The organism is Streptomyces mayteni, from assembly GCF_054783955.1.
Map to the genome: position 1 here is coordinate 24150 of NZ_BAAGPR010000041.1, position 20819 is coordinate 44968.

The following is a 20819-nucleotide window of genomic DNA, read 5'->3' on the forward strand; positions in this document are numbered from 1 at the left end:
GAGCTGAGCTGACGTGAGGGGCCCGGCGAGACACCGTCTCGCCGGGCCCCTCCGCTGTTCCGTCGTCGGCGGTGGCAAGCGGTGGTCAGCGGTGGCGGCTCAGCAGGTCGAGCGCCTCGGCCAGCGCCCGCTCGGCGGCCGGGTCGTCACCGGCGTCCGTGACGGCCCACGCCAGGTCGTAGCCGGCGACGGCCACCTGGTCGCCCACCGCGTAGATGCCGACCTCGGGCAGCCGGCGCTGCCCGCCGAAGGGTGTCTCGAGGCGCTGCGCGCGGTTGGTCAGCTCGCGGGCCAGCGCCAGACCCTCGGCCGCCGCGCCGCGCCGCAACCGGCTCTCCGGCAGGGTGCGCAGCCGGTCGGCCGCCGCGTCCACCGCCTCGTACAGCTCGTCACGGGTCGGGGCGGGGGGAGTGGTGTCGGATCGCGCCATGCCTCAATCGTTCCGGTAGGTGGAGGCGACCACGCGGTCCGCCAGCAGGTACACGCTCTCGGCCCCGCAGGCGAAGGTCAGCGCGTAGGCGCCGGAGACGCCTGAGCCGCCCATCAGCACCGGGTGTTCGCCCGTCCGCACCGCCTCGGCCAGCTGCTCGGCGGCCTCCTGGTGGCTCGGGGTGAGGCAGAGCGTGGTGCCGTCCTCGAACAGCAGCAGGTCGAGCGTGCCCATCGGGCCCTGCCGGACGTCGGCGAGCGGCGTGCGGGACTCGGCGAGCAGCGAGAGCTGGTCGGCGGTGTGCCGCTGCTCCTCGCGGGCCGAGCGCTCGCCGGTGCCGCGGTCCGCGGCCTCGCCGGTGAGCGTGAAGCCGGGGTGCGAGGGGTGCCGCCGCCGGGCGGCGGCCAGCTCGGCGGACTCGGTCGAACCGGCGTCGTCCTGGCCTTCCGACTGGTCGCGGAGCTCGTCCTCGCCGTCGGCCGGCTCGTCGTCGGCCTGGCGGGGGAGGAACGCGGCGCCCTCGCGGACGGCCCGGGGCGGGGCGGGGAGGTAGCCGGAGTCGCTGAGCAGATAGCGCTCGAGCAGCGCGTCCAGGATCTCCTCGTCGGCGTCCGCCACCTCGTAGCCGAGGCCACGGCCGCCGAGCAGCCCGCCGGCGCCCTCGTTCTCCCTGGCGTCCTGCTCGGCCCAGTAGGCGCGGGCCTCGGCCAGCTCGCGCTCCCGCTCGTCGGCGAGCGCGGCCGCCACGGCCGTGCGGATCTCCTCGGGCGGGACGGGCCGGGCGGCCGGCAGCGTGGGACGGGCCAGCTCCGCGCGCAGCTCGCCGAGCTCGCGGCGCAGGCCGAGCGCGGTGCGCAGGGCAAGCGCGCCGAAGGCGGCGGAGGCGACGCAGCTGCCTGCGGTCACCAGCAGGATCACGGATATGGCGCTCACGGACTCGCTCCCAGAAGGTCTTGGTCCTTCCCCGGGCCTGGCGGCCCGGCAGGTACCTCCAGACTTCTTATCCCAGGTTTCCGGTTCGCGGCCACGCCGTGCAGTGCGAAACGTCATGAACTGGACAGGTCTTTGGTCCGAAACGTTCCCCCGCCACTCCGCTGAGCTGCGCTTTCTCCGTGGAGCCCGGCGTGGATCACATCACGGGTCCGCTTCGGTCTCGCCGGTATAAAGGGGGCCGAGGGGCGCGCGGGCCGGGGGGAGCGTCGCCCGGCCCGCGTGACGCGCTGACGCGCTCAGCTCAGGCGTTCCAGCACCATGGCCATGCCCTGGCCGCCGCCCACACACATGGTCTCCAGGCCCAGCCGCTTGTCGTGCCAGCGGAGCGAGTTGATCAGGGTGCCGGTGATCCGGGCGCCGGTCATGCCGAAGGGGTGGCCGACGGCGATCGCGCCGCCGTTGACGTTGAGCCGGTCCAGGTCGATGCCGAGGTCGCGGTAGGAGGGGATCACCTGGGCGGCGAACGCCTCGTTGATCTCGACCAGGTCGATGTCGTCGATCGTGAGGCCCGCCAGGGAGAGCGCCCGCCGGCTGGCCTCCACCGGGCCGAGGCCCATGATCTCGGGCGACAGCGCCGAGACCCCGGTGGAGACGATCCTGGCCAGCGGCGTGAGGCCGAGCTCGCGGGCCTTGCGGTCGGACATGATCACCAGCGCGGCGGCGCCGTCGTTCAGCGGGCAGCAGTTGCCGGCCGTGACCAGGCCGTCCGGGCGGAAGGCCGGCTTGAGCCCCGCCACGCCCTCCATCGTGACGCCGGGCCGCGGGCCGTCGTCGGCCGCCACGACCGTGCCGTCCGGCGTGGTCACCGGGGTGATCTCGCGCTGCCAGAAGCCGTCGGCGAGTGCCTTCTCCGCCAGGTTCTGCGAGCGCACCCCGAACTCGTCCATCTCCGCCCTGGTCACGCCCTTCAGCCGGGCCAGGTTCTCGGCGGTCTGGCCCATGGCCACGTACACGTCGGGGAACATGCCGTCCTCGCGCGGATCGTGCCAGCCCTCGCCGCCGTGCTCGGCGCGGTGCGCGCTGCGGGCCTCGGCCTCGGCGAACAGCGGGTTGCGGGTGTCGGGCAGGCTGTCGGACGAGCCCTTGACCGAGCGGGACACCATCTCCACGCCGGCCGACACGAACACGTCGCCCTCGCCGGCCTTGATCGCGTGGAACGCCATCCTGGTGGTCTGGAGCGAGGAGGCGCAGTAGCGGGTGACCGTACAGGCCGGCAGCCGGTCGAGACCGAGCTGGACGGCCACCACCCGGCCCAGGTTGTACCCCTGCTCGCCGCCCGGCAGGCCGCAGCCGAGCATCAGGTCGTCGATCTCCGTCGGGTCGAGCGCGGGCACCTGGTCGAGCGCGGCCCGGATGATGGTGGCGGTCAGGTCGTCCGGGCGCAGCTCCTTGAGCGACCCCTTGAAGGCACGACCGATCGGCGAGCGGGCGGCGGCGACGATGACGGCTTCCGGCATGGTTCCTCCCGACGGGGTGGCGGGCTGGCACCCGCCCTCGATACGAAGTTACCGACAGGTAGGTGGGGCTGTCACCTGTACGGCCTGCCGGCCTACCGGTACCGACGACCCGTGGGTACGGCTCCTGGCCCTGAGCCTCCGCTTGGCTGCGGCCTGCCACTGCCTCGGGGCTGCGCCCCGCCACGACGCCGGCCGCCGGCCGGCCCGGGCCCCGGGCGTGGTGCGGACCCGGGCCTCGGGCCCCGGCCGGGTGCGGGGCTTCGCCCCGACACCCCCTGACCTCTGGGCTTGGCCCTGTTCGGGGCTGCGCCCCCGGGGTTCCCGGTGCCTGGGCCTGCGGGCTGGCGCGGTGCGGGGCTGCGGCCGGCACGGTGCGGGGCTCTGCCCCGATGCCCCCGGGCCTGGCGCTGGGCACGGCTGCCGGGCCCGGTACGGGGCTGCGCCCCGTTCCCCCGGGGGCCTGGGGTTCCGCCCCGGCGCGCTTGGGCCTGGTGTGGCCCGGGGCTGCGCCCAGGCCAAAGCCCCGGCACCCGGACCTCCGGCCCGCCGGGCCTGGGGTGGTGCGGGGCTTCGCCCCCGGGTTCGCCCCTTTGGGGCGGCTGCTGTGGTGCGGGGCTGCGCCCCGTACCCCGGGGGTTCCGAGGGGCCTTCGGCCCCCAGGTCAGGGGCGTGGTGGGGGGCCGGTGCTGGTGTGGAGTTCGGGGGGTGGGCCTTCGGATTCGTAGGCCGGCAGGCGGCCCCGGCGGCGTTTGACCAGGGCCCAGGGGATGCGGCGGCCGCCGCTCTCGGCGGCGCTGACCTCGGTGCCCTCCTCGGTGACGGCGCTGACCGCCGCGTCGGCCACCGGGAGCAGTCGTTCGCGGCGGGCCGCCTCGGCGGGCCAGACGCCGACCGCGTCGCAGAGTGTCGGCAGCATCGCCATCGCCGCCGCCGCGTATCCCTCGGCCGACGGGTGGTAGCGGTCAGGGCCGAACAACTCGCGTGGGTGCGCGGCGAACTCGGGGCCGAGGAGGGCGCCGAGCGAGACCGTGCGCCCGCCGAGTTCCACCACCGCGATGGTCTGCGCCGCGGCCAGCTGGTGGCAGAGCCGCCTGGCGATCCAGCGCAGCGGCTGTGCCACCGGCTCGACGGAGCCCAGGTCGGGGCAGGTGCCCACGATCACCTGGCTGCCGGCGGTGCGGAGCCTGGCCACCGCCTCCGAGAGGTACTTCACCGAACGCGCGGGCGTCACCCGGCCGGTGATGTCGTTGGCGCCGATCATGATCACGCAGACGTCGGGGACCGGCGCCCGGCCAGGCTCGGTGAGCAGCAGCGAGACCTGCCGTTCCAGGTCCGACGACCTGGCCCCCGTCAACGCGACGTTGTGCAGTTCCACCGCCCGCTCGGAGACGGCCGCGAGCCCCGAGGCCAGCAGCGCGCCGGGCGTCTGGCCCGCGCGGTGCACGCCGTAGCCGGCGGCCGTGGAGTCGCCCAGTATCGCCAGCCGCCACGGCACCCCGTGGGTGGGGGCGAACGCCGCGCCGTACAGGCCGTCGGAGACCGGCGGTTCGTCGTCCCAGCCGGCGCCGAGCCGGCGCCGCGCGTACTGCACCTCGGTCAGCAGCAGGCCCGCCGCGGCGCCGCCCAGCACGCTGAGACCGCCGCCGCCGTAGGCGGCCGCGGTCGCGATCCTGCGTGCCACCCTCGCCCTTGACATGGCCGCCTCCCACATCCGTCCATCGCGTCTCTCCCCACATGTGCTGCCCAGCGCGGCGGGCCGCGCAACGCAATAGGGTGATGTCCGGTGGGCGGACGGAACCGCCACCGATCCGTCCCGGATATGCGGAGACCCAGGTGCAGTATCACGAGTCGATCATCGACCTTGTCGGCAACACCCCGCTGGTGAAGCTCAGCCGAGTGACCACCGGGATCAGGGCCACGGTCCTGGCCAAGGTGGAGTACTTCAACCCCGGCGGGTCGGTGAAGGACCGGATCGCGCTGCGGATGATCGAGGCCGCCGAGGACTCGGGCGCCCTGCGGCCCGGCGGCGTGATCATCGAGCCGACCTCGGGCAACACCGGCGTCGGCCTCGCCATCGTGGCCCAGCGCAAGGGCTACCGCTGCGTCTTCGTCTGCCCGGACAAGGTCTCCACCGACAAGATCAACGTGCTCCGTGCCTACGGCGCCGAGGTCGTCGTCTGCCCCACCGCCGTCGACCCCGAGCACCCCGACTCGTACTACAACGTCTCCGACCGGCTGGTCCGCGAGACGCCGGGCGCCTGGAAGCCCGACCAGTACAGCAACCCGGAGAACCCGCGCTCGCACTACGAGACCACCGGTCCCGAGCTGTGGAAGCAGACCGAGGGGCGGATCACCCACTTCGTGGCCGGCGTCGGCACCGGCGGCACCATCTCGGGCACCGGCCGCTACCTCAAGGACGTCAGCGGCGGCCGGGTGCGGGTGATCGGCGCCGACCCCGAGGGCTCGGTCTACTCCGGCGGCTCCGGGCGGCCCTACCTGACCGAGGGCGTCGGCGAGGACTTCTGGCCCACCGCCTACGACGCCGAGGTGGCCGACGAGATCATCGCCGTCTCGGACAAGGACTCCTTCCAGATGACCAGGCGGCTCGCCCGCGAGGAGGGCCTGCTGGTCGGCGGCTCCTGCGGGATGGCCGTGGTCGCCGCGCTGGAGGCGGCCAGGGGTCTTGGCCAGGACGACGTGGTGGTGGTGCTGCTCCCGGACAGCGGCCGCGGCTATCTGAGCAAGATCTTCAACGACGAGTGGATGGCCGACTACGGCTTCCTGGAGGGCGGCGAGCCCGAACTCCGGGTCGGCGACGTGCTGCGCGGCAAGGAGGGCGCCCTGCCCTCGCTGGTGCACATGCACCCGGAGGAGACGGTCGAGCAGGCCATCGAGGTGCTGCGCGAGTACGGCGTCTCGCAGATGCCGGTGGTGAAGCCGGGCGCCGGGCATCCGGACGTGATGGCGGCCGAGATCGTCGGCTCGGTCGTCGAACGGGAGCTGCTCGACGCGCTGTTCGCGCGGCGGGCGGCGCTCAGCGACCCGCTGGAGAAGCACCTGAGCCCGCCGCTGCCGCACGTCGGCTCGGGGGAGCCGGTGGCCGACCTGATGGCCGTGCTCAGGGAGGCGGACGCGGCGGTGGTGCTCGTCGAGGGGAAGCCGACGGGCGTGGTCAGCCGGCAGGACCTGCTGACCTTCCTGGCCGCCGACCGCTGACACTCCGCCGCTGACCGACGAGCGCCGACCCCCCACCGTCGGTGCCGGGTTCCGTCGCACGACGGGCCGGCTTTCGCGGAGACAGCCAACAGAACCCGAAGTGTCACGGCCGGGCAACGCGTCGTTAACACCCGTCCGGCAGAGTTCTGGATGTCGGCACCAAGGACCTCCGGAGCGGCTCCCGGACCTCCCTGGTCGCCCGGACGCGAGGCCCCGACCCGGCCCGCGTCCCCGCGGGGACCGCCGTCGTCCCGCCCCTGGTGGCAACACCGGGGTGCGGCGGTCCCCGCCAACACACTTCCTCCGGCAGCGCTCAGTCCCAGTCGTCGTCGCGCCGCCGCCTCGGCTCGTCCCTGCGGAGCGCGACCTGGGCCACGTAGCAGGCGTTGACGCCGACGATCCCGACCCAGCACAGCAGCAGCCCGGACACCCCGCCCTGTGCGGCGGCTATCGCCGACAGCGGGATGGCAAGCACCAGCGACAGCGCGGCCAGGCCGAAGGCCACGCCTGGGCCCTGCGACTCGACCTGCGGCGCCGCCGACGAACGGCCGCCGCGCGCCACCACCATCTGCTGCTCCGCGAGCTGCCGCCGCACCCGCTTGTCCACGGTGGTGTCGATGCGCTGCTCCACCTTGGCGAGGAACGAGTCGATCAGCTCGGCCTCGTAGCCGTCGCCGAGCTCCCTGCGCGTCTGCACGGCGGCCTCCAGGTCGCCCCTGAGGTCGGCGTCGTGGTTCAGTTCGCGGTCACCGGAGCTCGTCATGCCGCCCACGGTACGACCGCCCGCCCGCGCCTGGCAGTAGGGATAGCCCCCATATCGGCTCGGGGCTTACCCGAACTCGGGTCGGGGTGGGCGTCGGGGGCGACTGCATAGGATGGCGCGGGTGAGGCGGACGAGCGAGCCGGGCGGGGCGAGCAGCGAGCTGCTGCGGCTCTTCGAGGGACACCGGCTGACCCCGACCCAGCGGCGGATCGCGCACTGCCTGGTCCGGCGGGCCGAGGAGGCGCCGTTCCTCTCCAGCGTCGAGCTGGCCGAGTTGGCCGGCGTCAGTCAGCCGTCCGTCACCCGGTTCGCGGTCGCGCTCGGCTTCGACGGCTACCCCGCGCTGCGGCGGCGGCTGCGGGAGCGCGCGCGGGAGGCGGGCGAGCCGGCCGACCGGCGCGGCAACGTGTACCAGCGGGCGGTGCTCGCCGAGATCGAGCAACTGCGCCGGCTGGCGGCCGAACTGTCCGACCCGACGCGGATCGAGGAGGCGGGACGTCGGCTGGCCGCCTCCCGGCCGCTGCCGGTGCTCGGGCTGCGGGCCGCGGCCGCCGAGGCGCGCGGCTTCGCCTACTTCGCCGCCAAGGTCCACCCGGAGGTGCGGCTGCTCGACGAGGGCGGCTCGATGCTGGCCGACCGGCTGGACGCGGCGGTGGCGGCCGGGGCCAGCGCGCTGCTCTGCTTCGTGCTGCCGCGCTATCCGCGCGAGGTCGCGGAGGCGCTCGACGCGGCGCGGGCCGCCGGCCTGCGGGTGGTCATGGTCACCGACAGCGCGCTCACGCCGGTGGCGCACCCCGACGACCTGCTGCTGGCCGCCCCGGTCAGCACGGCGCTCTCCTTCGACACCGCCTGCGCGCCGACCCTGCTCGGCCGCACCGTCCTGGAGGCGATGTGCGACGCGCTGCCCGACGCGCAGGCGCGCCTCGACGCCTTCGACACCAGGGCGGCGGCGCGCGGACTCTTTCTCGACTGAGGGCTCGACGGCGGGGGCGGTTCGGGACCCCTGCCGAGCCGCGCCCGGTAGTAACGGGCCCATGAGGAAGACCGGGATCCGGAGCCTGACCGTCGCCGCGGCGGCCGCGCTCGCCCTGACCACGACCGGCTGCGACTCGTCAGGACCGCTCAGCACGCCGACACCGACGCCCACGCCGACTCCTACGCCAACTCCTACGCCGACGCCCCCCGGCGCCGACGACCCCTGCTTCGACGGCACGTGCGAGGTCGACGTCCGCGTGGGCACGGAGCTGCCGCTGGACGCGGCGCTCGGCCTCACCGGGCTGGTGGTGACGGACATCGGGCCCGACCCGTACTTCGGCAGCCCCTCGGTGACTCTGGACTCCTACGACGGCTCCACCGCCACGGGTTCCGGCAGCGGCAGCGAGGGCAGCACGCTGGGCTTCGGCTCGCTGAGCGTGGACCTCGTCTCGGTGGACCTCGACGCCGGGACCGCCGTGCTCGTCCTGTCGGTGGACGGCTCGTCGGCCTGAGCTCGACGCCTCACAGGCCGCCGCCGTGCTCGGCCACCAGCTCGGCGAGCGACTGCGCGTGCCGCAGCGTGGTGAAGGCGACGGCGCCGTCCTCGGAGACGGAGAAGCCGTGGACGGCGGGGCGTGGCAGGGCGTTGTAGGCGAAGTGCGTCGAGAAGTAGTAGGCGCCGGTGTCGAGCAGCCCGACGACGTCGCCGGGCACGAGCCGTGGGAGGGGCCGGTCGCGGGCGGTCAGGTCGCCGGCGAAGCAGCAGGGTCCTGCGACGTCCTGACGCACCAGCGGTCCCGACCGCGGCGCGCCGGTCGCGTCGTAGGCGGCGATCCTGAGCGGCCAGGACTCGGGCGCGAAGGCGGTGCGGACGGCGACCTGGGCGCCCGCGTGGGTGAGGGCGACGGGGCGGCCGCCGGCCGACTTGGTGTACTCGACGCGGGCCAGGATCAGCCCGGACTTGGCGAGCAGTGCCCGGCCGAACTCGGTGACCAGGCCGTAGCGGCCGTCGAAGAGCCCGGGGACGGCCTCGCGCAGCAGGCCAGCGTACTCGCGGAAGGTGGGGGTGACCTCGTCGGAGGCGAAGTTCACCGGCAGACCGCCGCCGATGTCCAGGCTGTCGACCTGCCGGCGGCCGGCCGCCGCGTTGATCTCCTCGGCGAGCTCGTAGGTGGCGCGCGCCCCGGCGGCCATCCGGTCGAGCGGGACGCCCTGGGAGCCGACGTGGCAGTGCAGCCGGGTGAGCCAGGGCCGGTCCAGATAGGCGCGCAGCACCCAGTCGCGCGCCCCCTGGTCGGCGAGCGCGACGCCGAACTTGGACGTGGCGGTGGCGGTGCTCATCGCGTCGATGGCGCCGCCGCCGAGCTGGGGGTTGATCCGCAGGCCGAGCGGCCCGTGCGCGGGCGCCTCGGCGCGCAGCGCGTCGAGGCGGTCGAGCTCCTGCCGGCTGTCGACGTTGAGCGCGATGCCGAGGGCCAGCGCCTCGCGCAGCTCGGCGCGGGTCTTGGCGGGGGAGTCGAGGACGACGCGGTCGGCGGCCACGCCGGCGGCGCGGGCGAGGGCCAGCTCGCCCGGGCTGGCGACCTCGCAGCCGATGCCGAGGCCGTCGAGCAGCCGGAGCAGCGGGACCAGGGTGCCGGCCTTGACGGCGAAGGTGTGGAGCACGTGTTGGCCGGGCGCGGCGACCTCGGCGAAGGCAGCATGGAGTGCGGCGGCCGTCCGCTGGACGCCGTCCAGGTCGAGCAGGGCGACGAGCGGCCGCTCGTCGGTGAGCGGGTGCTGGGCCAGCGCGGCCCGGACGGCAAGGTCCCGCCGGGCGGCGGCTTCGGTGGCGTCGGGAGGAACAACCATGTGCGACAGCGAAGCACGCTTTCCCGGCGGAACGGAGATGGGGCGTTGACTGAAATTATTCAGAGCCTGGAAGGTATGAATAGCGATCGTCACAACCGGCGTCGTCCGAACCTCAGCGGGGAGGCAGGCCATGACAGGACCCCGGACCGTACGAGCGCCGCGCGGCGGTGGGTTGACCGCCCGAGGGTGGCCCCAGGAGGCGGCCCTGCGGATGCTCCAGAACAACCTGGACCCGGAGGTGGCCGAGCACCCCGAACGGCTCGTGGTCTACGGCGGGTCGGGGAAGGCGGCCAGGGACTGGCGCTCGTTCGACGCGATGGTCGCCACGCTGCGCGACCTCGGGCCCGACGAGACGATGCTGGTGCAGTCCGGGCGGCCGGTCGGGGTGCTGACCACCCATGAGTGGGCGCCCCGGGTGCTGATCGCCAACTCCAACCTGGTGGGGGACTGGGCCACCTGGGAGGAGTTCCGGCGTCTCGAAGCGCTCGGGCTCACCATGTACGGCCAGATGACGGCCGGCTCCTGGATCTACATCGGCACCCAGGGGATCCTCCAGGGCACCTACGAGACGTTCGCGGCGGTGGCGGCCAAGCGGTTCGGCGGCTCGCTCGCCGGCACCGTCACGCTGACCGCGGGCCTCGGCGGGATGGGCGGCGCCCAGCCGCTCGCCGTGACCATGAACGGCGGCGTGGCGCTCTGCGTGGACTGCGACCCACGGGCGATCGCCCGCCGCATCGAGCACGGCTACCTGGACGTGGCCGCCGACTCGCTCGACGAGGCGCTGGCGCTCGCCGAGCGGGCGCGCGGTGAGCGGCGGGCGCTCTCCGTCGGGGTGCTCGGCAACGCCGCCGAGGTGGTGCCGGCGCTGCTGGCGCGGGGCGCGCCGATCGACGTCGTCACCGACCAGACCAGCGCCCACGACCCGCTGGCCTACCTGCCGCTCGGCGTGGACCTCGCCGACATGGCCGACCTGGCCGCCGAGCGGCCGGCCGAGTTCACCCGGCGGGCGCGGGAGTCGATGGCCCGCCACGTCGAGGCGATGGTCGGCTTCCAGGACGCCGGGGCCGAGGTGTTCGACTACGGCAACTCGATCCGCGGCGAGGCCAGGCTCGCCGGCTACGACCGGGCCTTCGACTTCCCCGGCTTCGTGCCGGCCTACATCAGGCCGCTGTTCTGCGAGGGCAAGGGCCCGTTCCGCTGGGCGGCGCTCAGCGGGGACCCGCGCGACATCGCCGCCACCGACCGGGCGATCCTCGACCTCTTCCCGGAGAACGAGCCGCTGCGCCGCTGGATCTCGCTGGCCGGCGAGCGGGTCAGGTTCCAGGGGCTGCCGGCCCGGATCTGCTGGCTCGGCTACGGCGAACGGGAGCTGGCCGGGGAGCGGTTCAACGCGATGGTGGCCTCCGGCGAGCTGGCGGCGCCGGTCGTCATCGGCCGCGACCACCTGGACTGCGGCTCGGTCGCCTCGCCCTACCGGGAGACCGAGGGCATGCGGGACGGCTCGGACGCGATCGCGGACTGGCCGCTGCTCAACGCGATGGTCAACGTCGCCTCCGGCGCGTCCTGGGTCTCCATCCACCACGGCGGCGGCGTCGGCATCGGCCGCTCGCTGCACGCCGGGCAGGTCACGGTCGCGGACGGCAGCGCGCTGGCCGGCGAGAAGATCCACCGCGTGCTGACCAACGACCCGGGCACGGGCGTCATCCGCCACGTGGACGCGGGCTACCCGGAGGCCGAGACGGTGGCCGAGGAACGCGGCCTCCGGATCCCCCTACGGGGCCCCTCGCGGGGGGCCGCACCGGGCCACGGCGGCCCGGCCGCCGACGGCGGCCGCGCCGAGCGGGACGGTGACCGGTGACGGCCGCGTCCCGCGGCCGGCCGGGACCGGCGGGCACGTCCCGCGCCGAGCGGGCGCCGGGCGGTCCGGAGCGGGGGCCCGCACCGCGGTTCGAGGGGGCGGCGTCGGCGGACGGCGCGGAGCACAGGCCGGCGCCGCAGGCCGAAGAGGCGGCCGCCGCCAGGGACGCGCCGGCGGTCGCCATGGGCGTGCCTCGCGGCGAGCGGGGACCGGAAGATACGCGGCGGACGGCCGCGTCTCACGCCGCGGAGCGGGCGGTGGCGCCGGGTGCCGAGCCCGTGGCCGGGACGCCGGCCTGGCGGCCGGGGCGTGACTTTCGTGCGATGTGGGGGGAGCTCGCGCCTATCGGCCGGGACGCCGCCGGGGGCTACCGGCGGTTCGCCTGGACGGCGGTGGATGGCGAGCTGCGGGAGTGGTTCCGTGGTGAGGCCGCGGCCCGCGGCCTGACCTACGAGGTGGATCGGAACGGCAACCAGTGGGCGTGGCTCGGCGATCGGGGCCAGGGGGACGCCGTGGTCACCGGCTCGCACCTGGACTCCGTGCCGGGCGGCGGCGCCTTCGACGGGCCGCTCGGTGTGGTCTCCGCGTTCGCCGCGGTGGACGAGCTGCTGGCCAGGGGGGTGCGGCCGCGCCGCCCGCTCGGCGTGGTGGCGTTCGCCGACGAGGAGGGCGCCAGGTTCGGCGTGGCCTGCGTCGGCTCCCGGCTGGCCTGCGGGCTGCTCGACCCTGACCGGGCCAGGGCGCTGCGCGACCCGGACGGCGTCACCCTCGCGGCGGCCATGGAGCGGGCCGGGCACGACCCGGCCGGCATCGGCCCTGACCCCGAACGGCTGGCCGGGATCGGCGCCTTCGTCGAGTGCCACATCGAACAGGGGCGGGGCCTGGTCGACCTCGGCCGGCCGGTCGGCGTGGGCTCGGTGATCTGGCCGCACGGCCGCTGGCGGTTCGACTTCGCCGGCGAGGCCAACCACGCGGGCACCACCCGGCTGGCGGATCGGCGCGATCCGATGCTGACCTACGCGCACACCGTGCTCGCCGCCCGCAAGCGGGCCAGGCTGGCCGGCGCGCTGGCCACCTTCGGCCGGGTGGCCGTCGAGCCCAACGGGGTCAACGCCGTGCCCTCGCTGGTCAGCGGCTGGCTCGACTCCCGGGCCGCCGACGCCGACACGCTGGCCGAACTCGTGGCCGGCATCGAGCGGACCGCCGCCGAACGTGGCACCAGGGACGGCGTGTCCGTGAGGGTGACCCGCGAGTCCCACACGGCCGCCGTCGCCTTCGACGCCGGGCTGCGCGACCGCGCCGCCACCCTCCTCGGCGGGGCCCCGGTACTGCCGACCGGCGCGGGACACGACGCGGGAATCCTCTCCGGGGCCGTGCCCACGGCCATGCTGTACGTACGCAATCCCACCGGGGTGTCCCACGCACCCGCCGAGCACGCCGACGAGAGCGACTGCCGCGCCGGGATCGCCGCGCTGACCGACGTACTGGAGGACCTGGTGTGTCCCTGACCGCACAGCTCTACTGGACGGAGCGCGCCTGGCTCAACGGCGTCGTCGAGCCGGGTGTCGTGATCGACACCGCCGACACCGGCCACATCACCGCCGTCCGCCCGGGGGTCACGGAGCCGCCGGTCGGCGCCGTGACCCTGCGCGGCCTGACCCTGCCGGGGCTGGCCAACGCCCACAGCCACGCCTTCCACCGCGCGCTGCGCGGCGCCGCGCAGATCGGCGGCGGCACCTTCTGGACCTGGCGCAGCGGCATGTACGACCTGGCCGCCCGGCTCACCCCCGAGAACTACCTCGCCCTCGCCACCGCCGTCTACGCCGAGATGGCCATGGCCGGCGTCACCTGCGTCGGCGAGTTCCACTACGTGCACCACAACCAGGACGGCACCCCCTACCGCGAGCCCAACGCCATGGGCGAGGCGCTGATCGCCGCCGCCGCGGCGGCCGGCATCCGGATCACCCTCCTCGACACCTGCTATCTCTCCTCCGGCTTCGGCCAACCCGTCACCGCCCAGCAGCGGCGCTTCTCCGACGGCACCGCGGAGCGCTGGGCCGAGCGGGCCGCCGGGCTGCGCCCCGGCACCCACGCCAGGATCGGCGCCGCCATCCACTCGGTGCGCGCCGTGCCGACGGACGCGCTCGGCACCGTGGCCGGCTGGGCCGCCGAGCGGCGCGCCCCGCTCCACCTCCACCTCTCGGAACAGCCGGGCGAGAACGAGGACTGCCAACGCGCCCACGGCCGCACCCCCGCCAGGCTGCTCGCCGACCACGGCGTGCTCGGGCCCTCCACCACCGCCGTGCACGCCACCCATCTCACCGACGAGGACATCGAACTCATCGGCCGCTCCGACACCCGGGTCTGCGTCTGCCCCACCACCGAGCGGGACCTCGCCGACGGCATCGGCCCGGCCGCCCGGCTGCGGGCCGCCGGCAGCCCGCTCTGCCTGGGCAGCGACAGCCACGCCGTGATCGACCTGCTCGAGGAGGCCCGCGCCCTGGAACTCGACGAGCGGCTGCGCTCACGCGCCCGCGGCCACTTCACCGCCGGGCAGCTGGTGCGGGCCGCCGCCGAGCACGGCCACGCCGCCCTCGGCTGGCCGGAGGCCGGGCGGATCGAGCCTGGCTGGCTCGCCGACCTGACCACGGTGGCGCTCGACTCGGTACGCACCGCCGGGCCGCCGCACGAACTGGCCCTGGAGGCGGCGGTGTTCGCCGCGACCAACGCCGACGTGCGGCACACGGTGGTCGGCGGCCGGCACATCGTGCGGGACGGCGAGCACCAACTGGTGCACGAGGTGCCGAGCCGACTGCACCAGGCCATCCAGGCGCTGCGGGACGGCGACTGAGGTGGGGCGGCGGGCCGGCCCCCGCGGTGGCCGGCCCGCCGCCGCACCGCACTCCACGGAACCAGCCAAGCCCCCGGAGGCGCCGCACCATGCCGAGCCACGCCATCACCAACATCGGCACCCTGGTCACCAACGATCCCTCCCTCGGCCCCGGCCCACTCGGGCCGATCCAGGACGCCGCGCTCGTCGTCGAGGGGGAACGCGTCGCCTGGGTCGGCACGTCAAGTAGAGCACCCGCCACTGACAGTCACCACGACGCGGGCGGTCGGGCCGTCGTCCCCGGCTTCGTCGACTCCCACTCCCACCTGCTGCACGCCGGCGACCGCACCGAGGAGTTCAACGCCCGGATGTCCGGCCGCCCCTACACCGCGGGCGGCATCCGCACCACCGTGGCGGCCACCCGCCGGGCCACCGACGCCGAGCTCACCGCCCGACTCGCCGGCTACCTGCGGGAGATGCTCCGCCAGGGCACCACCACCGTCGAGACCAAGTCCGGCTACGGCCTGACCGTCTCGCTGGAGTCACGGGCGCTGCGGATCGCCAGCGCGGAGCTGGCCGAGGTCACCTATCTCGGCGCCCACGTGGTGCCCCCCGAGTACGCGGACGCCCCCGAGGACTACGTCGCCCTGGTGACGGGGCCGATGCTGGACGCCTGCGCCCCGCACGCCCGCTGGATCGACGTCTTCTGCGAGCGCGGCGCCTTCGACGGCGACCAGGCCAGGGCCATCCTGCTGGCCGGCCGCGAGCGCGGGCTCCGACTCCGGGTGCACGCCAACCAGTTGACCGCGGGCCCGGGGGTCAGGCTGGCCGTCGAGCTGGGGGCCAGCTCCGCCGACCACTGCACCCACCTCACCGACGCCGACGTCGACGCGCTCGCCGCCAGCCAGGGCGGAACCGTGGCAACCCTGCTCCCTGGCTGCGAGTTCTCCACCCGCGCGCCCTATCCGGACGCCCGCCGGCTGCTGGACGCGGGAGCCGTCGTCGCCCTCGCCACCGACTGCAACCCCGGTTCCAGTTTCACCAGTTCGATGCCGTTCTGCGTCGCCGTGGCCGTCCGCGAGATGGGCATGACCCCGGACGAGGCCGTCTGGTCGGCCACCGCGGGCGGCGCCGCCGCGCTCGATCGCACCGACGTCGGCCGGCTGGCCCCCGGCGCCCGCGCCGACCTGGTGCTGCTCGACGCGCCGTCGCCCGTCCACCTCGCCTACCGCCCCGGCGTGCCGCTGGTCGCCGAGGTCTGGCGGGCGGGCCGCCGGGTGGTCGGCCCGCGCGGCTGACCCGTTCGCCCCGCTAACCGGCCTTCGCGGCCCAGGTCCTGGCCCTGGCCAGCCACTCCGCGGACAGCGCCTCGCCCGCGACCAGCACCCGGGGCCGCAGCTCGGGCGCCGTCATCCTGGCCCGGAACAGGAACGCCACCGACACCTCGTGGTCGGGCCGGTGCAGCACCTCCACGCCGTCCCCGGCGCGGACCTCGCCCGGCGTGATCACCCGGAGGTAGACGCCGGGCGCGGCCTCGGCCGTGAAGCTCTTCACCCAGCCACGCTCGCCCAGCCAGTCGGCGAAGGTGCTGCACGGCACCCGGGGCGAGGTGGCTTCGAGCACCAACTCCCGGCCGACGCGCCACCGTTCGCCGATCCGGACCTCGCTGACTTCCACCCCTGAGGTGGTCAGGTTCTCGCCGAAGACGCCGTTCGGCAGTTCCCGGCCGAGCCGCTCCGCCCACCGGTCGAGGTCCTCCCTGGCGTAGGCGTAGACGGCCTGGTCGTCCCCGCCGTGGTGGCGCAGGTCGCAGATGGTGTCCCCGGCGAGGCCGCTGCCGCCGACCCCCATCGGTCCTGGCGCCGTCACCAGCACGGGGTCCTCGGTCGGTCGCTTGTCGATGCCGGTCAGGCCGCCTGGCGTGTCCGTCCTGGCGGCCCGGCTCGCCCGGCCGACGTTGACGGAGAGCACGGTGGCTCGGGACGGGGCGGGGGGAACGTCGCTCGGCATGCCGTCACGATAGCCCCGGGCGGGCCCGCCGCACCGGGCTCGGAACGGCTCGCGAGGGCACGGAAGAAGCCGGCGGAAACCGGGAAAGCGCGCGGGAACGGGTGAGGCGCGCGGCATGCCGCGCGCCTCACCCACCGGACTTCTCGACCGGCTCTACTCCTCGATCATCAGTCCTCTGCGCAGCCTGCCGAGCGTGCGGGCCAGCAGCCGCGAGACGTGCATCTGCGAGATGCCCAGTTCCTCGCCGATCTCCGACTGGGTCATGTTGGCGACGAACCGCAGCGAGAGGATGCGGCGGTCGCGCGGCGAGAGGTCGGCGATCAGCGGCTTCAGGGACTCGATGTACTCGATGCCCTCCAGACCGTGGTCCTCGTAGCCGATCCGGTCGGCGAGCGCGCCCTCGGACTCGTCCTCCTCGGGCTGGGCGTCGAGCGAGCTGGCGGTGTAGGCGTTCGACGCCGCCATGCCCTCGACGATCTCCTCCTCGCTGAGGTGGAGTCGTTCGGCCAGTTCGGCGACGGTCGGCGCGCGGTCCAGCTGCTGCGCCAGCTCGTCGCCCGCCTTGGCCAGGTCGAGGCGGAGCTCCTGGAGCCGGCGCGGGACCCGCACCGACCAGGAGGTGTCCCGGAAGAACCGCTTGATCTCACCGATGATGGTCGGCATCGCGAAGGTCGGGAACTCGACCCCGCGGTCGGCCTCGAAGCGGTCGATCGCCTTGATCAGGCCGATCGTGCCGACCTGGATGATGTCCTCCATCGGCTCGCTCCTGGAGCGGAACCGGGAGGCGGCGAACTTGACCAGGGCGAGGTTGAGCTCGACCAGGGTGTTGCGTACGTACGCGTACTCGTGCGTGCCCTCTTCGAGGATCCGCAGCCGCGCGAAGAGGCTCTTGGAGAGCGCGCGCGCGTCCAGCGGCGCCACCTCGTCGAAACGCGGGATGTCGGGGAGCGACGCGAGTACGTCCTCAGCCGACGCCGGGGTCGACTCCGCCGCCGGCTCCGGCGCGTGGCCGGCGTCCGTGGGGGCGGGGTCCCCGGTATGCGGTCGTTGGGTTCGAGGGGCGGGTGACATAAGTGTCCTCCGTAGTCGTCTCGGCATATGGCTGCCGAAGCCATGACGTGCACTGCGAGTGCGGCGCCTCCAAAGCCGGCGTGGGAAACGTGTGCCCTCTACGCCTATCGGTCCTATGGCCGCCATGGCAAGTCTGCTACGCCCGAATTGAGCGGTACGTCCGTCCTGTTCGGGTGTTGGGCAGGCCGCCCAGCGGCTATGGTTTCGAACCTAGCCAACAACGCGCTCCGAACTGAAGGGGGCTGCATGGACCGCGCGATGCCGGACAGTTCGCACCGGCGCCAGCTGACGGTCGATGTGCGCCACCTGGGGGCGGGTGCGGTGGTGACTCCCGCCGGTGAGCTCGATCACCACTCCGCCGAGCGGCTTCGCGAGTCGCTGCACGGTTGCGTCGCCAGTGGCCGTTACCGCATCGTTATCGACTGCTCAGGCCTCGAGTTCTGTGACTCCACCGGGCTCAATGTGCTTCTCGCCACACGCCTCGAGGCCGAGGCCGCCGGCGGGCAGGTGCATTTGTCGGGAATGCGGCCCATTGTCGCCCGGGTGCTGGAGATAACGGGCGCCGGCGCCGTCTTCTCCGTGCACGAAACCCTGGCCGAGGCGCTGGCCGCGCTCCCGGCGGACTGACCGGCTCCGGGGGCCCGCTGTACGGCGGGCCGTGAGGGGCGTCAGACTGAGGCGTTCGGATTGCCGGAACCTGGTGGGTGTGCCCGTCGTCCGGCAGGGCAGAAGACCACACGCGCCGGATCGAGGGAACCACGACCGGCGCGTGAGCGGGCGCGCTCGAGGGGCGAGAACGCGCCGAGGAGACCAACGACGCGACAGCGCGGCGATGCGGTGAGGGGAGCGTGCATGGGGTCCACCCGACCGTACCCGGCAGGCGACCCGGGCCGAGGGCCGGCCGAGGAGCCGCCCGAGGAGTTGGTCCGCCAGGTGCGCAGGCTGCGGCTGGTCGGCACGGCCGGCGTCGTGTCCAGGGCCCGCGAGTTCGCCAGGATCGCCCTCCACGACTGGGGCTGGCTGCCCGCCGCCACCGCCGAGCAGCGGGCCTGCGCCGAGGACGCGCTGCTGGTCGTCTCGGAACTGGTCACCAACGCCTGCCTGCACGCCGGCGGCCCCGAGGAACTGCGCCTCGGCCACGGACCCAAGCTGCTCCGCGTCGAGGTGGTCGACCGCGGGCTCGGCACCCCGGCCCTGGCCACCACCCGCCGGGCGGGCCGGCCCGGCGGCCACGGCATGTTCATCGTCGAGCGGCTCTGCCTCGACTGGGGCGTGCTCCGGGAGCCGGCAGCGCCGGGCAAGACGGTCTGGGCCGAACTCGCCGCACCCCCCGCCTGCGGTGATGGCCGAGAGTAACGGGGCAGCTGTTCGGTTGTTCCCGTCCGGTCACCCTCGGGCGTCTACCATCACCACCATGACCCGAGTACTGCTCGCAGAGGACGACGCGTCCATCTCGGAACCACTGGCCAGAGCGCTGCGCCGCGAGGGATACGAGGTAGAGGTTCGGGAGGACGGCCCCGCCGCGCTGCGTGCCGGGCTCGGCGGGGACATCGACCTGGTGGTGCTCGACCTGGGGCTGCCCGGCATGGACGGGCTCGAGGTCTGCCGCCGGCTGCGCACCGAGGGGCTCACCCTGCCCGTGCTGGTGCTGACCGCCCGCGCCGACGAGGTGGACACCGTGGTCGGTCTCGACGCCGGCGCCGACGACTACGTCACCAAGCCGTTCCGGCTGGCCGAGCTGCTGGCCCGGGTCCGCGCCCTGCTGCGGCGCGGCACCGCGGAGGCCGCGCCGGCCCCCGCCGTGCACGGCATCCGGATCGACGTCGAGTCCCACCGCGCCTGGATGGGCGAGGAGGAACTACACCTCACCGCAAAGGAGTTCGACCTGCTGCGGGTGCTGGTGCGGGACGCGGGCCGGGTCGTCACCCGGGAGCAGCTGATGCGCGAGGTCTGGGACACCACCTGGTGGTCCTCCACCAAGACCCTGGACATGCACATCTCCTGGCTGCGCAAGAAGCTGGGCGACGACGCCGCCAACCCCCGTTACATCGCGACGGTCCGCGGCGTCGGTTTCCGTTTCGAGAAGAGCTGAGCCGGGGCCTGCTCCGTGCGCCGTCGACTGATCAACTCCACGCTCGCCGTGGTGCTCGTCGTCATCGCGGTCTTCGGCGTGTCCCTGTTCACCATCGAGGCCAGGTCGATCGAGTCGAGCGCCAGCGACCGGCTCGACTCCGAGACCGCCAGGCTGCTCGCCGACGTCGAGAGCCGCATCGCCAACGGCGACGAGATCACCGCCGAGGCGCTGCGGGCCTCGGTGCCCGCCGACCGCTTCGTGGTGATCCACCGGCCCGACACCGAACCGATCAGAATCGGCCAGCCCATCGACGGCGCCGTGATGCGCTCCCAGGAGGCCGGCGCCCACGGCGAGACCGTCGTCGTGGAGCAGCCGCGCTCCATCGTGACCGACGAGGTCAACCGGATGCTCACCCTCATCCTGGTGGTCTCGCTGTTGGCGGTCGCCGCCGCGCTGCTGCTCGCCGTCCGGCAGGCGCACCGTGTCGCGGCCCCGCTGCTCGACCTGGCCGAGACGGCCGAGCGGCTCGGCTCGGGCGACCCGCGCCCCCGGCACCGCCGCTACGGCGTCCCCGAGCTCGACCGGGTGGCCGACGTGCTCGACGCCAGCGCCGAGCGCATCGCCAGGATGCTCACCGCCGAGCGCCGGCTGGCCGCCGACGCCTCGCACCAGCTCCGCACCCCGCTGACCGCGCTCTCCATGCGGCTCGAGGAGATCATCGCCACCGAGGACCGGGACACCGTCCAGGAGGAGGCGTCCATCGCGCTCACCCAGGTGGAGCGGCTGACCGACGTCGTGCAGCGGCTGCTCACCAACTCCCGCGACCCGCGGCTCGGCTCGGCCGTCGGCTTCGACCTGGACGAGGTCGTGGCGCAGCAGATCGACGAGTGGCGCCCCGCCTACCGCAGCGCGGGCCGCGCCATCGTGCACTCGGGCAAGCCGGGGCTGCGGGCGGTCGGCACCCCGGGCGCGGTCTCCCAGGTGCTGGCCTGCCTGGTGGAGAACGCGCTGATGCACGGCACCGGCACGGTCGCGCTGCGCACCAGGACCGCGGGCAACCAGGTGGTCATCGAGGTCACCGACCAGGGCCCTGGGGTGCCGACCGAGCTGGGCGCCAGGGTCTTCGAGCGCACCGTCAGCGGGCGCAACTCGACGGGGCTCGGCCTGGCCGTCGCCCGTGACCTGGCGGAGGCGGACGGCGGCCGGCTCGAACTGTTGCAGGGGAGGCCGCCGGTGTTCGCGCTCTTCCTGAGCCGCGAAGCGGATCAGTCATACGGAGGGGCCTGAGCCG

19 protein-coding genes are annotated in these 20819 nt (G+C 74.4%); 11 read left to right on the plus strand and 8 right to left on the minus strand.

The genetic code is table 11. The annotated features are described in order from the left end of the window. Positions 1-85 precede the first annotated feature (85 nt). The 4 genes from ACYVPE_RS19295 to ACYVPE_RS19310 form a co-directional block, all read right to left on the minus strand. Complete coding sequence (locus tag ACYVPE_RS19295; RefSeq protein WP_461034884.1) at positions 86-430, minus strand: hypothetical protein; 345 nt, start codon at positions 428-430, stop codon at positions 86-88. A 3-nt stretch (positions 431-433) separates the two neighbouring features. Beyond that, positions 434-1363, minus strand: coding sequence for a hypothetical protein (locus ACYVPE_RS19300; RefSeq protein ID WP_461034885.1), 930 nt, complete (start codon positions 1361-1363; stop codon positions 434-436). 296 nt (positions 1364-1659) lie between these two features. Then, positions 1660-2880, minus strand: a complete 1221-nt coding sequence (locus ACYVPE_RS19305) for an acetyl-CoA C-acetyltransferase (RefSeq protein WP_461034886.1) — start codon at positions 2878-2880, stop codon at positions 1660-1662. A 661-nt stretch (positions 2881-3541) separates the two neighbouring features. Continuing rightward, complete coding sequence (locus ACYVPE_RS19310; protein WP_461034887.1) at positions 3542-4576, minus strand: SGNH/GDSL hydrolase family protein; 1035 nt, start codon at positions 4574-4576, stop codon at positions 3542-3544. A gap of 137 nt (positions 4577-4713) precedes the next feature. Here ACYVPE_RS19310 and ACYVPE_RS19315 point away from each other — a divergent pair, with 137 nt between their 5' ends. Further along, on the plus strand, positions 4714-6096 hold the full coding sequence (locus ACYVPE_RS19315; protein WP_461034888.1) for a cystathionine beta-synthase: 1383 nt from the start codon (positions 4714-4716) through the stop codon (positions 6094-6096). 313 nt (positions 6097-6409) lie between these two features. Here the strand turns inward: ACYVPE_RS19315 and ACYVPE_RS19320 are convergent, their stop codons facing one another. Further along, complete coding sequence (locus ACYVPE_RS19320; RefSeq protein ID WP_461034889.1) at positions 6410-6859, minus strand: hypothetical protein; 450 nt, start codon at positions 6857-6859, stop codon at positions 6410-6412. Between the two features lie 121 nt (positions 6860-6980). Between ACYVPE_RS19320 and ACYVPE_RS19325 the strand changes: the two genes are divergently transcribed. Both ACYVPE_RS19325 and ACYVPE_RS19330 read left to right on the plus strand, forming a co-directional pair. Further along, positions 6981-7832 (plus strand): MurR/RpiR family transcriptional regulator, encoded by an 852-nt coding sequence (locus ACYVPE_RS19325; protein WP_461034890.1) that lies wholly within the window; start codon positions 6981-6983, stop codon positions 7830-7832. A 61-nt stretch (positions 7833-7893) separates the two neighbouring features. After that, positions 7894-8346, plus strand: a complete 453-nt coding sequence (locus ACYVPE_RS19330; RefSeq protein ID WP_461034891.1) for a hypothetical protein — start codon at positions 7894-7896, stop codon at positions 8344-8346. Between the two features lie 10 nt (positions 8347-8356). On the opposite strand, the gene ACYVPE_RS19335 is transcribed toward ACYVPE_RS19330, so the two are convergent. Then, positions 8357-9685, minus strand: a complete 1329-nt coding sequence (locus ACYVPE_RS19335; RefSeq protein WP_461034892.1) for a type III PLP-dependent enzyme domain-containing protein — start codon at positions 9683-9685, stop codon at positions 8357-8359. A gap of 130 nt (positions 9686-9815) precedes the next feature. Here ACYVPE_RS19335 and hutU point away from each other — a divergent pair, with 130 nt between their 5' ends. From hutU to hutI, 4 genes are all read left to right on the plus strand, one after another. Further along, on the plus strand, positions 9816-11543 hold the full coding sequence (gene hutU / locus ACYVPE_RS19340; protein ID WP_461034893.1) for a urocanate hydratase: 1728 nt from the start codon (positions 9816-9818) through the stop codon (positions 11541-11543). A 323-nt stretch (positions 11544-11866) separates the two neighbouring features. Beyond that, positions 11867-13051 carry an allantoate amidohydrolase gene (locus ACYVPE_RS19345; protein WP_461034894.1) on the plus strand — a complete coding sequence of 395 codons (1185 nt, stop codon included), beginning with the start codon at positions 11867-11869 and terminating at the stop codon, positions 13049-13051. Next, positions 13048-14394, plus strand: coding sequence for a formimidoylglutamate deiminase (locus ACYVPE_RS19350; protein ID WP_461034918.1), 1347 nt, complete (start codon positions 13048-13050; stop codon positions 14392-14394). The genes ACYVPE_RS19345 and ACYVPE_RS19350 overlap by 4 nt, the downstream gene beginning before the upstream one ends. Before the next feature lie 89 nt (positions 14395-14483). After that, positions 14484-15671 (plus strand): imidazolonepropionase, encoded by a 1188-nt coding sequence (hutI, locus tag ACYVPE_RS19355; protein ID WP_461034895.1) that lies wholly within the window; start codon positions 14484-14486, stop codon positions 15669-15671. A gap of 13 nt (positions 15672-15684) precedes the next feature. Here the strand turns inward: hutI and ACYVPE_RS19360 are convergent, their stop codons facing one another. Both ACYVPE_RS19360 and ACYVPE_RS19365 read right to left on the minus strand, forming a co-directional pair. Then, the gene (locus tag ACYVPE_RS19360; RefSeq protein WP_461034896.1) at positions 15685-16383 is read right to left on the minus strand and encodes an MOSC domain-containing protein; all 699 of its coding nucleotides are present in this window, start codon (positions 16381-16383) and stop codon (positions 15685-15687) included. A 153-nt stretch (positions 16384-16536) separates the two neighbouring features. Next, a complete protein-coding gene (locus ACYVPE_RS19365) occupies positions 16537-17454 on the minus strand; it encodes an RNA polymerase sigma factor SigF (RefSeq protein ID WP_461034897.1) in 918 nt (305 codons plus the stop codon). Positions 17455-17700: 246 nt separating this feature from the next. Here ACYVPE_RS19365 and ACYVPE_RS19370 point away from each other — a divergent pair, with 246 nt between their 5' ends. The 4 genes from ACYVPE_RS19370 to ACYVPE_RS19385 all read left to right on the plus strand — a co-directional run bounded on the left by ACYVPE_RS19370 (position 17701) and on the right by ACYVPE_RS19385 (position 20815). After that, positions 17701-18081 (plus strand): STAS domain-containing protein, encoded by a 381-nt coding sequence (locus ACYVPE_RS19370; protein ID WP_461034898.1) that lies wholly within the window; start codon positions 17701-17703, stop codon positions 18079-18081. Positions 18082-18306: 225 nt separating this feature from the next. Next, complete coding sequence (locus ACYVPE_RS19375; RefSeq protein WP_461034899.1) at positions 18307-18810, plus strand: ATP-binding protein; 504 nt, start codon at positions 18307-18309, stop codon at positions 18808-18810. Positions 18811-18868: 58 nt separating this feature from the next. Then, positions 18869-19546: a response regulator transcription factor gene (locus ACYVPE_RS19380; protein ID WP_461034900.1), complete on the plus strand. Its 678-nt coding sequence runs from the start codon at positions 18869-18871 to the stop codon at positions 19544-19546. 15 nt (positions 19547-19561) lie between these two features. Further along, positions 19562-20815: an ATP-binding protein gene (locus tag ACYVPE_RS19385; protein ID WP_461034901.1), complete on the plus strand. Its 1254-nt coding sequence runs from the start codon at positions 19562-19564 to the stop codon at positions 20813-20815. Positions 20816-20819 lie beyond the last annotated feature (4 nt).

What these genes read in the sequence shown, in the direction of transcription:
- ACYVPE_RS19365 (WP_461034897.1), bottom strand. Translation starts at nt 17,454, where the DNA reads ATGTCACCCGCCCCTCGAACCCAACGACCGCATACCGGGGACCCCGCC.
- ACYVPE_RS19320 (WP_461034889.1), bottom strand. Translation starts at nt 6,859, where the DNA reads ATGACGAGCTCCGGTGACCGCGAACTGAACCACGACGCCGACCTCAGG.
- ACYVPE_RS19305 (WP_461034886.1), bottom strand. Translation starts at nt 2,880, where the DNA reads ATGCCGGAAGCCGTCATCGTCGCCGCCGCCCGCTCGCCGATCGGTCGT.
- ACYVPE_RS19330 (WP_461034891.1), top strand. Translation starts at nt 7,894, where the DNA reads ATGAGGAAGACCGGGATCCGGAGCCTGACCGTCGCCGCGGCGGCCGCG.
- hutU (WP_461034893.1), top strand. Translation starts at nt 9,816, where the DNA reads ATGACAGGACCCCGGACCGTACGAGCGCCGCGCGGCGGTGGGTTGACC.
- ACYVPE_RS19335 (WP_461034892.1), bottom strand. Translation starts at nt 9,685, where the DNA reads ATGGTTGTTCCTCCCGACGCCACCGAAGCCGCCGCCCGGCGGGACCTT.
- ACYVPE_RS19345 (WP_461034894.1), top strand. Translation starts at nt 11,867, where the DNA reads ATGTGGGGGGAGCTCGCGCCTATCGGCCGGGACGCCGCCGGGGGCTAC.
- ACYVPE_RS19360 (WP_461034896.1), bottom strand. Translation starts at nt 16,383, where the DNA reads ATGCCGAGCGACGTTCCCCCCGCCCCGTCCCGAGCCACCGTGCTCTCC.
- ACYVPE_RS19310 (WP_461034887.1), bottom strand. Translation starts at nt 4,576, where the DNA reads ATGTCAAGGGCGAGGGTGGCACGCAGGATCGCGACCGCGGCCGCCTAC.
- hutI (WP_461034895.1), top strand. Translation starts at nt 14,484, where the DNA reads ATGCCGAGCCACGCCATCACCAACATCGGCACCCTGGTCACCAACGAT.
- ACYVPE_RS19380 (WP_461034900.1), top strand. Translation starts at nt 18,869, where the DNA reads ATGACCCGAGTACTGCTCGCAGAGGACGACGCGTCCATCTCGGAACCA.
- ACYVPE_RS19375 (WP_461034899.1), top strand. Translation starts at nt 18,307, where the DNA reads ATGGGGTCCACCCGACCGTACCCGGCAGGCGACCCGGGCCGAGGGCCG.
- ACYVPE_RS19295 (WP_461034884.1), bottom strand. Translation starts at nt 430, where the DNA reads ATGGCGCGATCCGACACCACTCCCCCCGCCCCGACCCGTGACGAGCTG.
- ACYVPE_RS19370 (WP_461034898.1), top strand. Translation starts at nt 17,701, where the DNA reads ATGGACCGCGCGATGCCGGACAGTTCGCACCGGCGCCAGCTGACGGTC.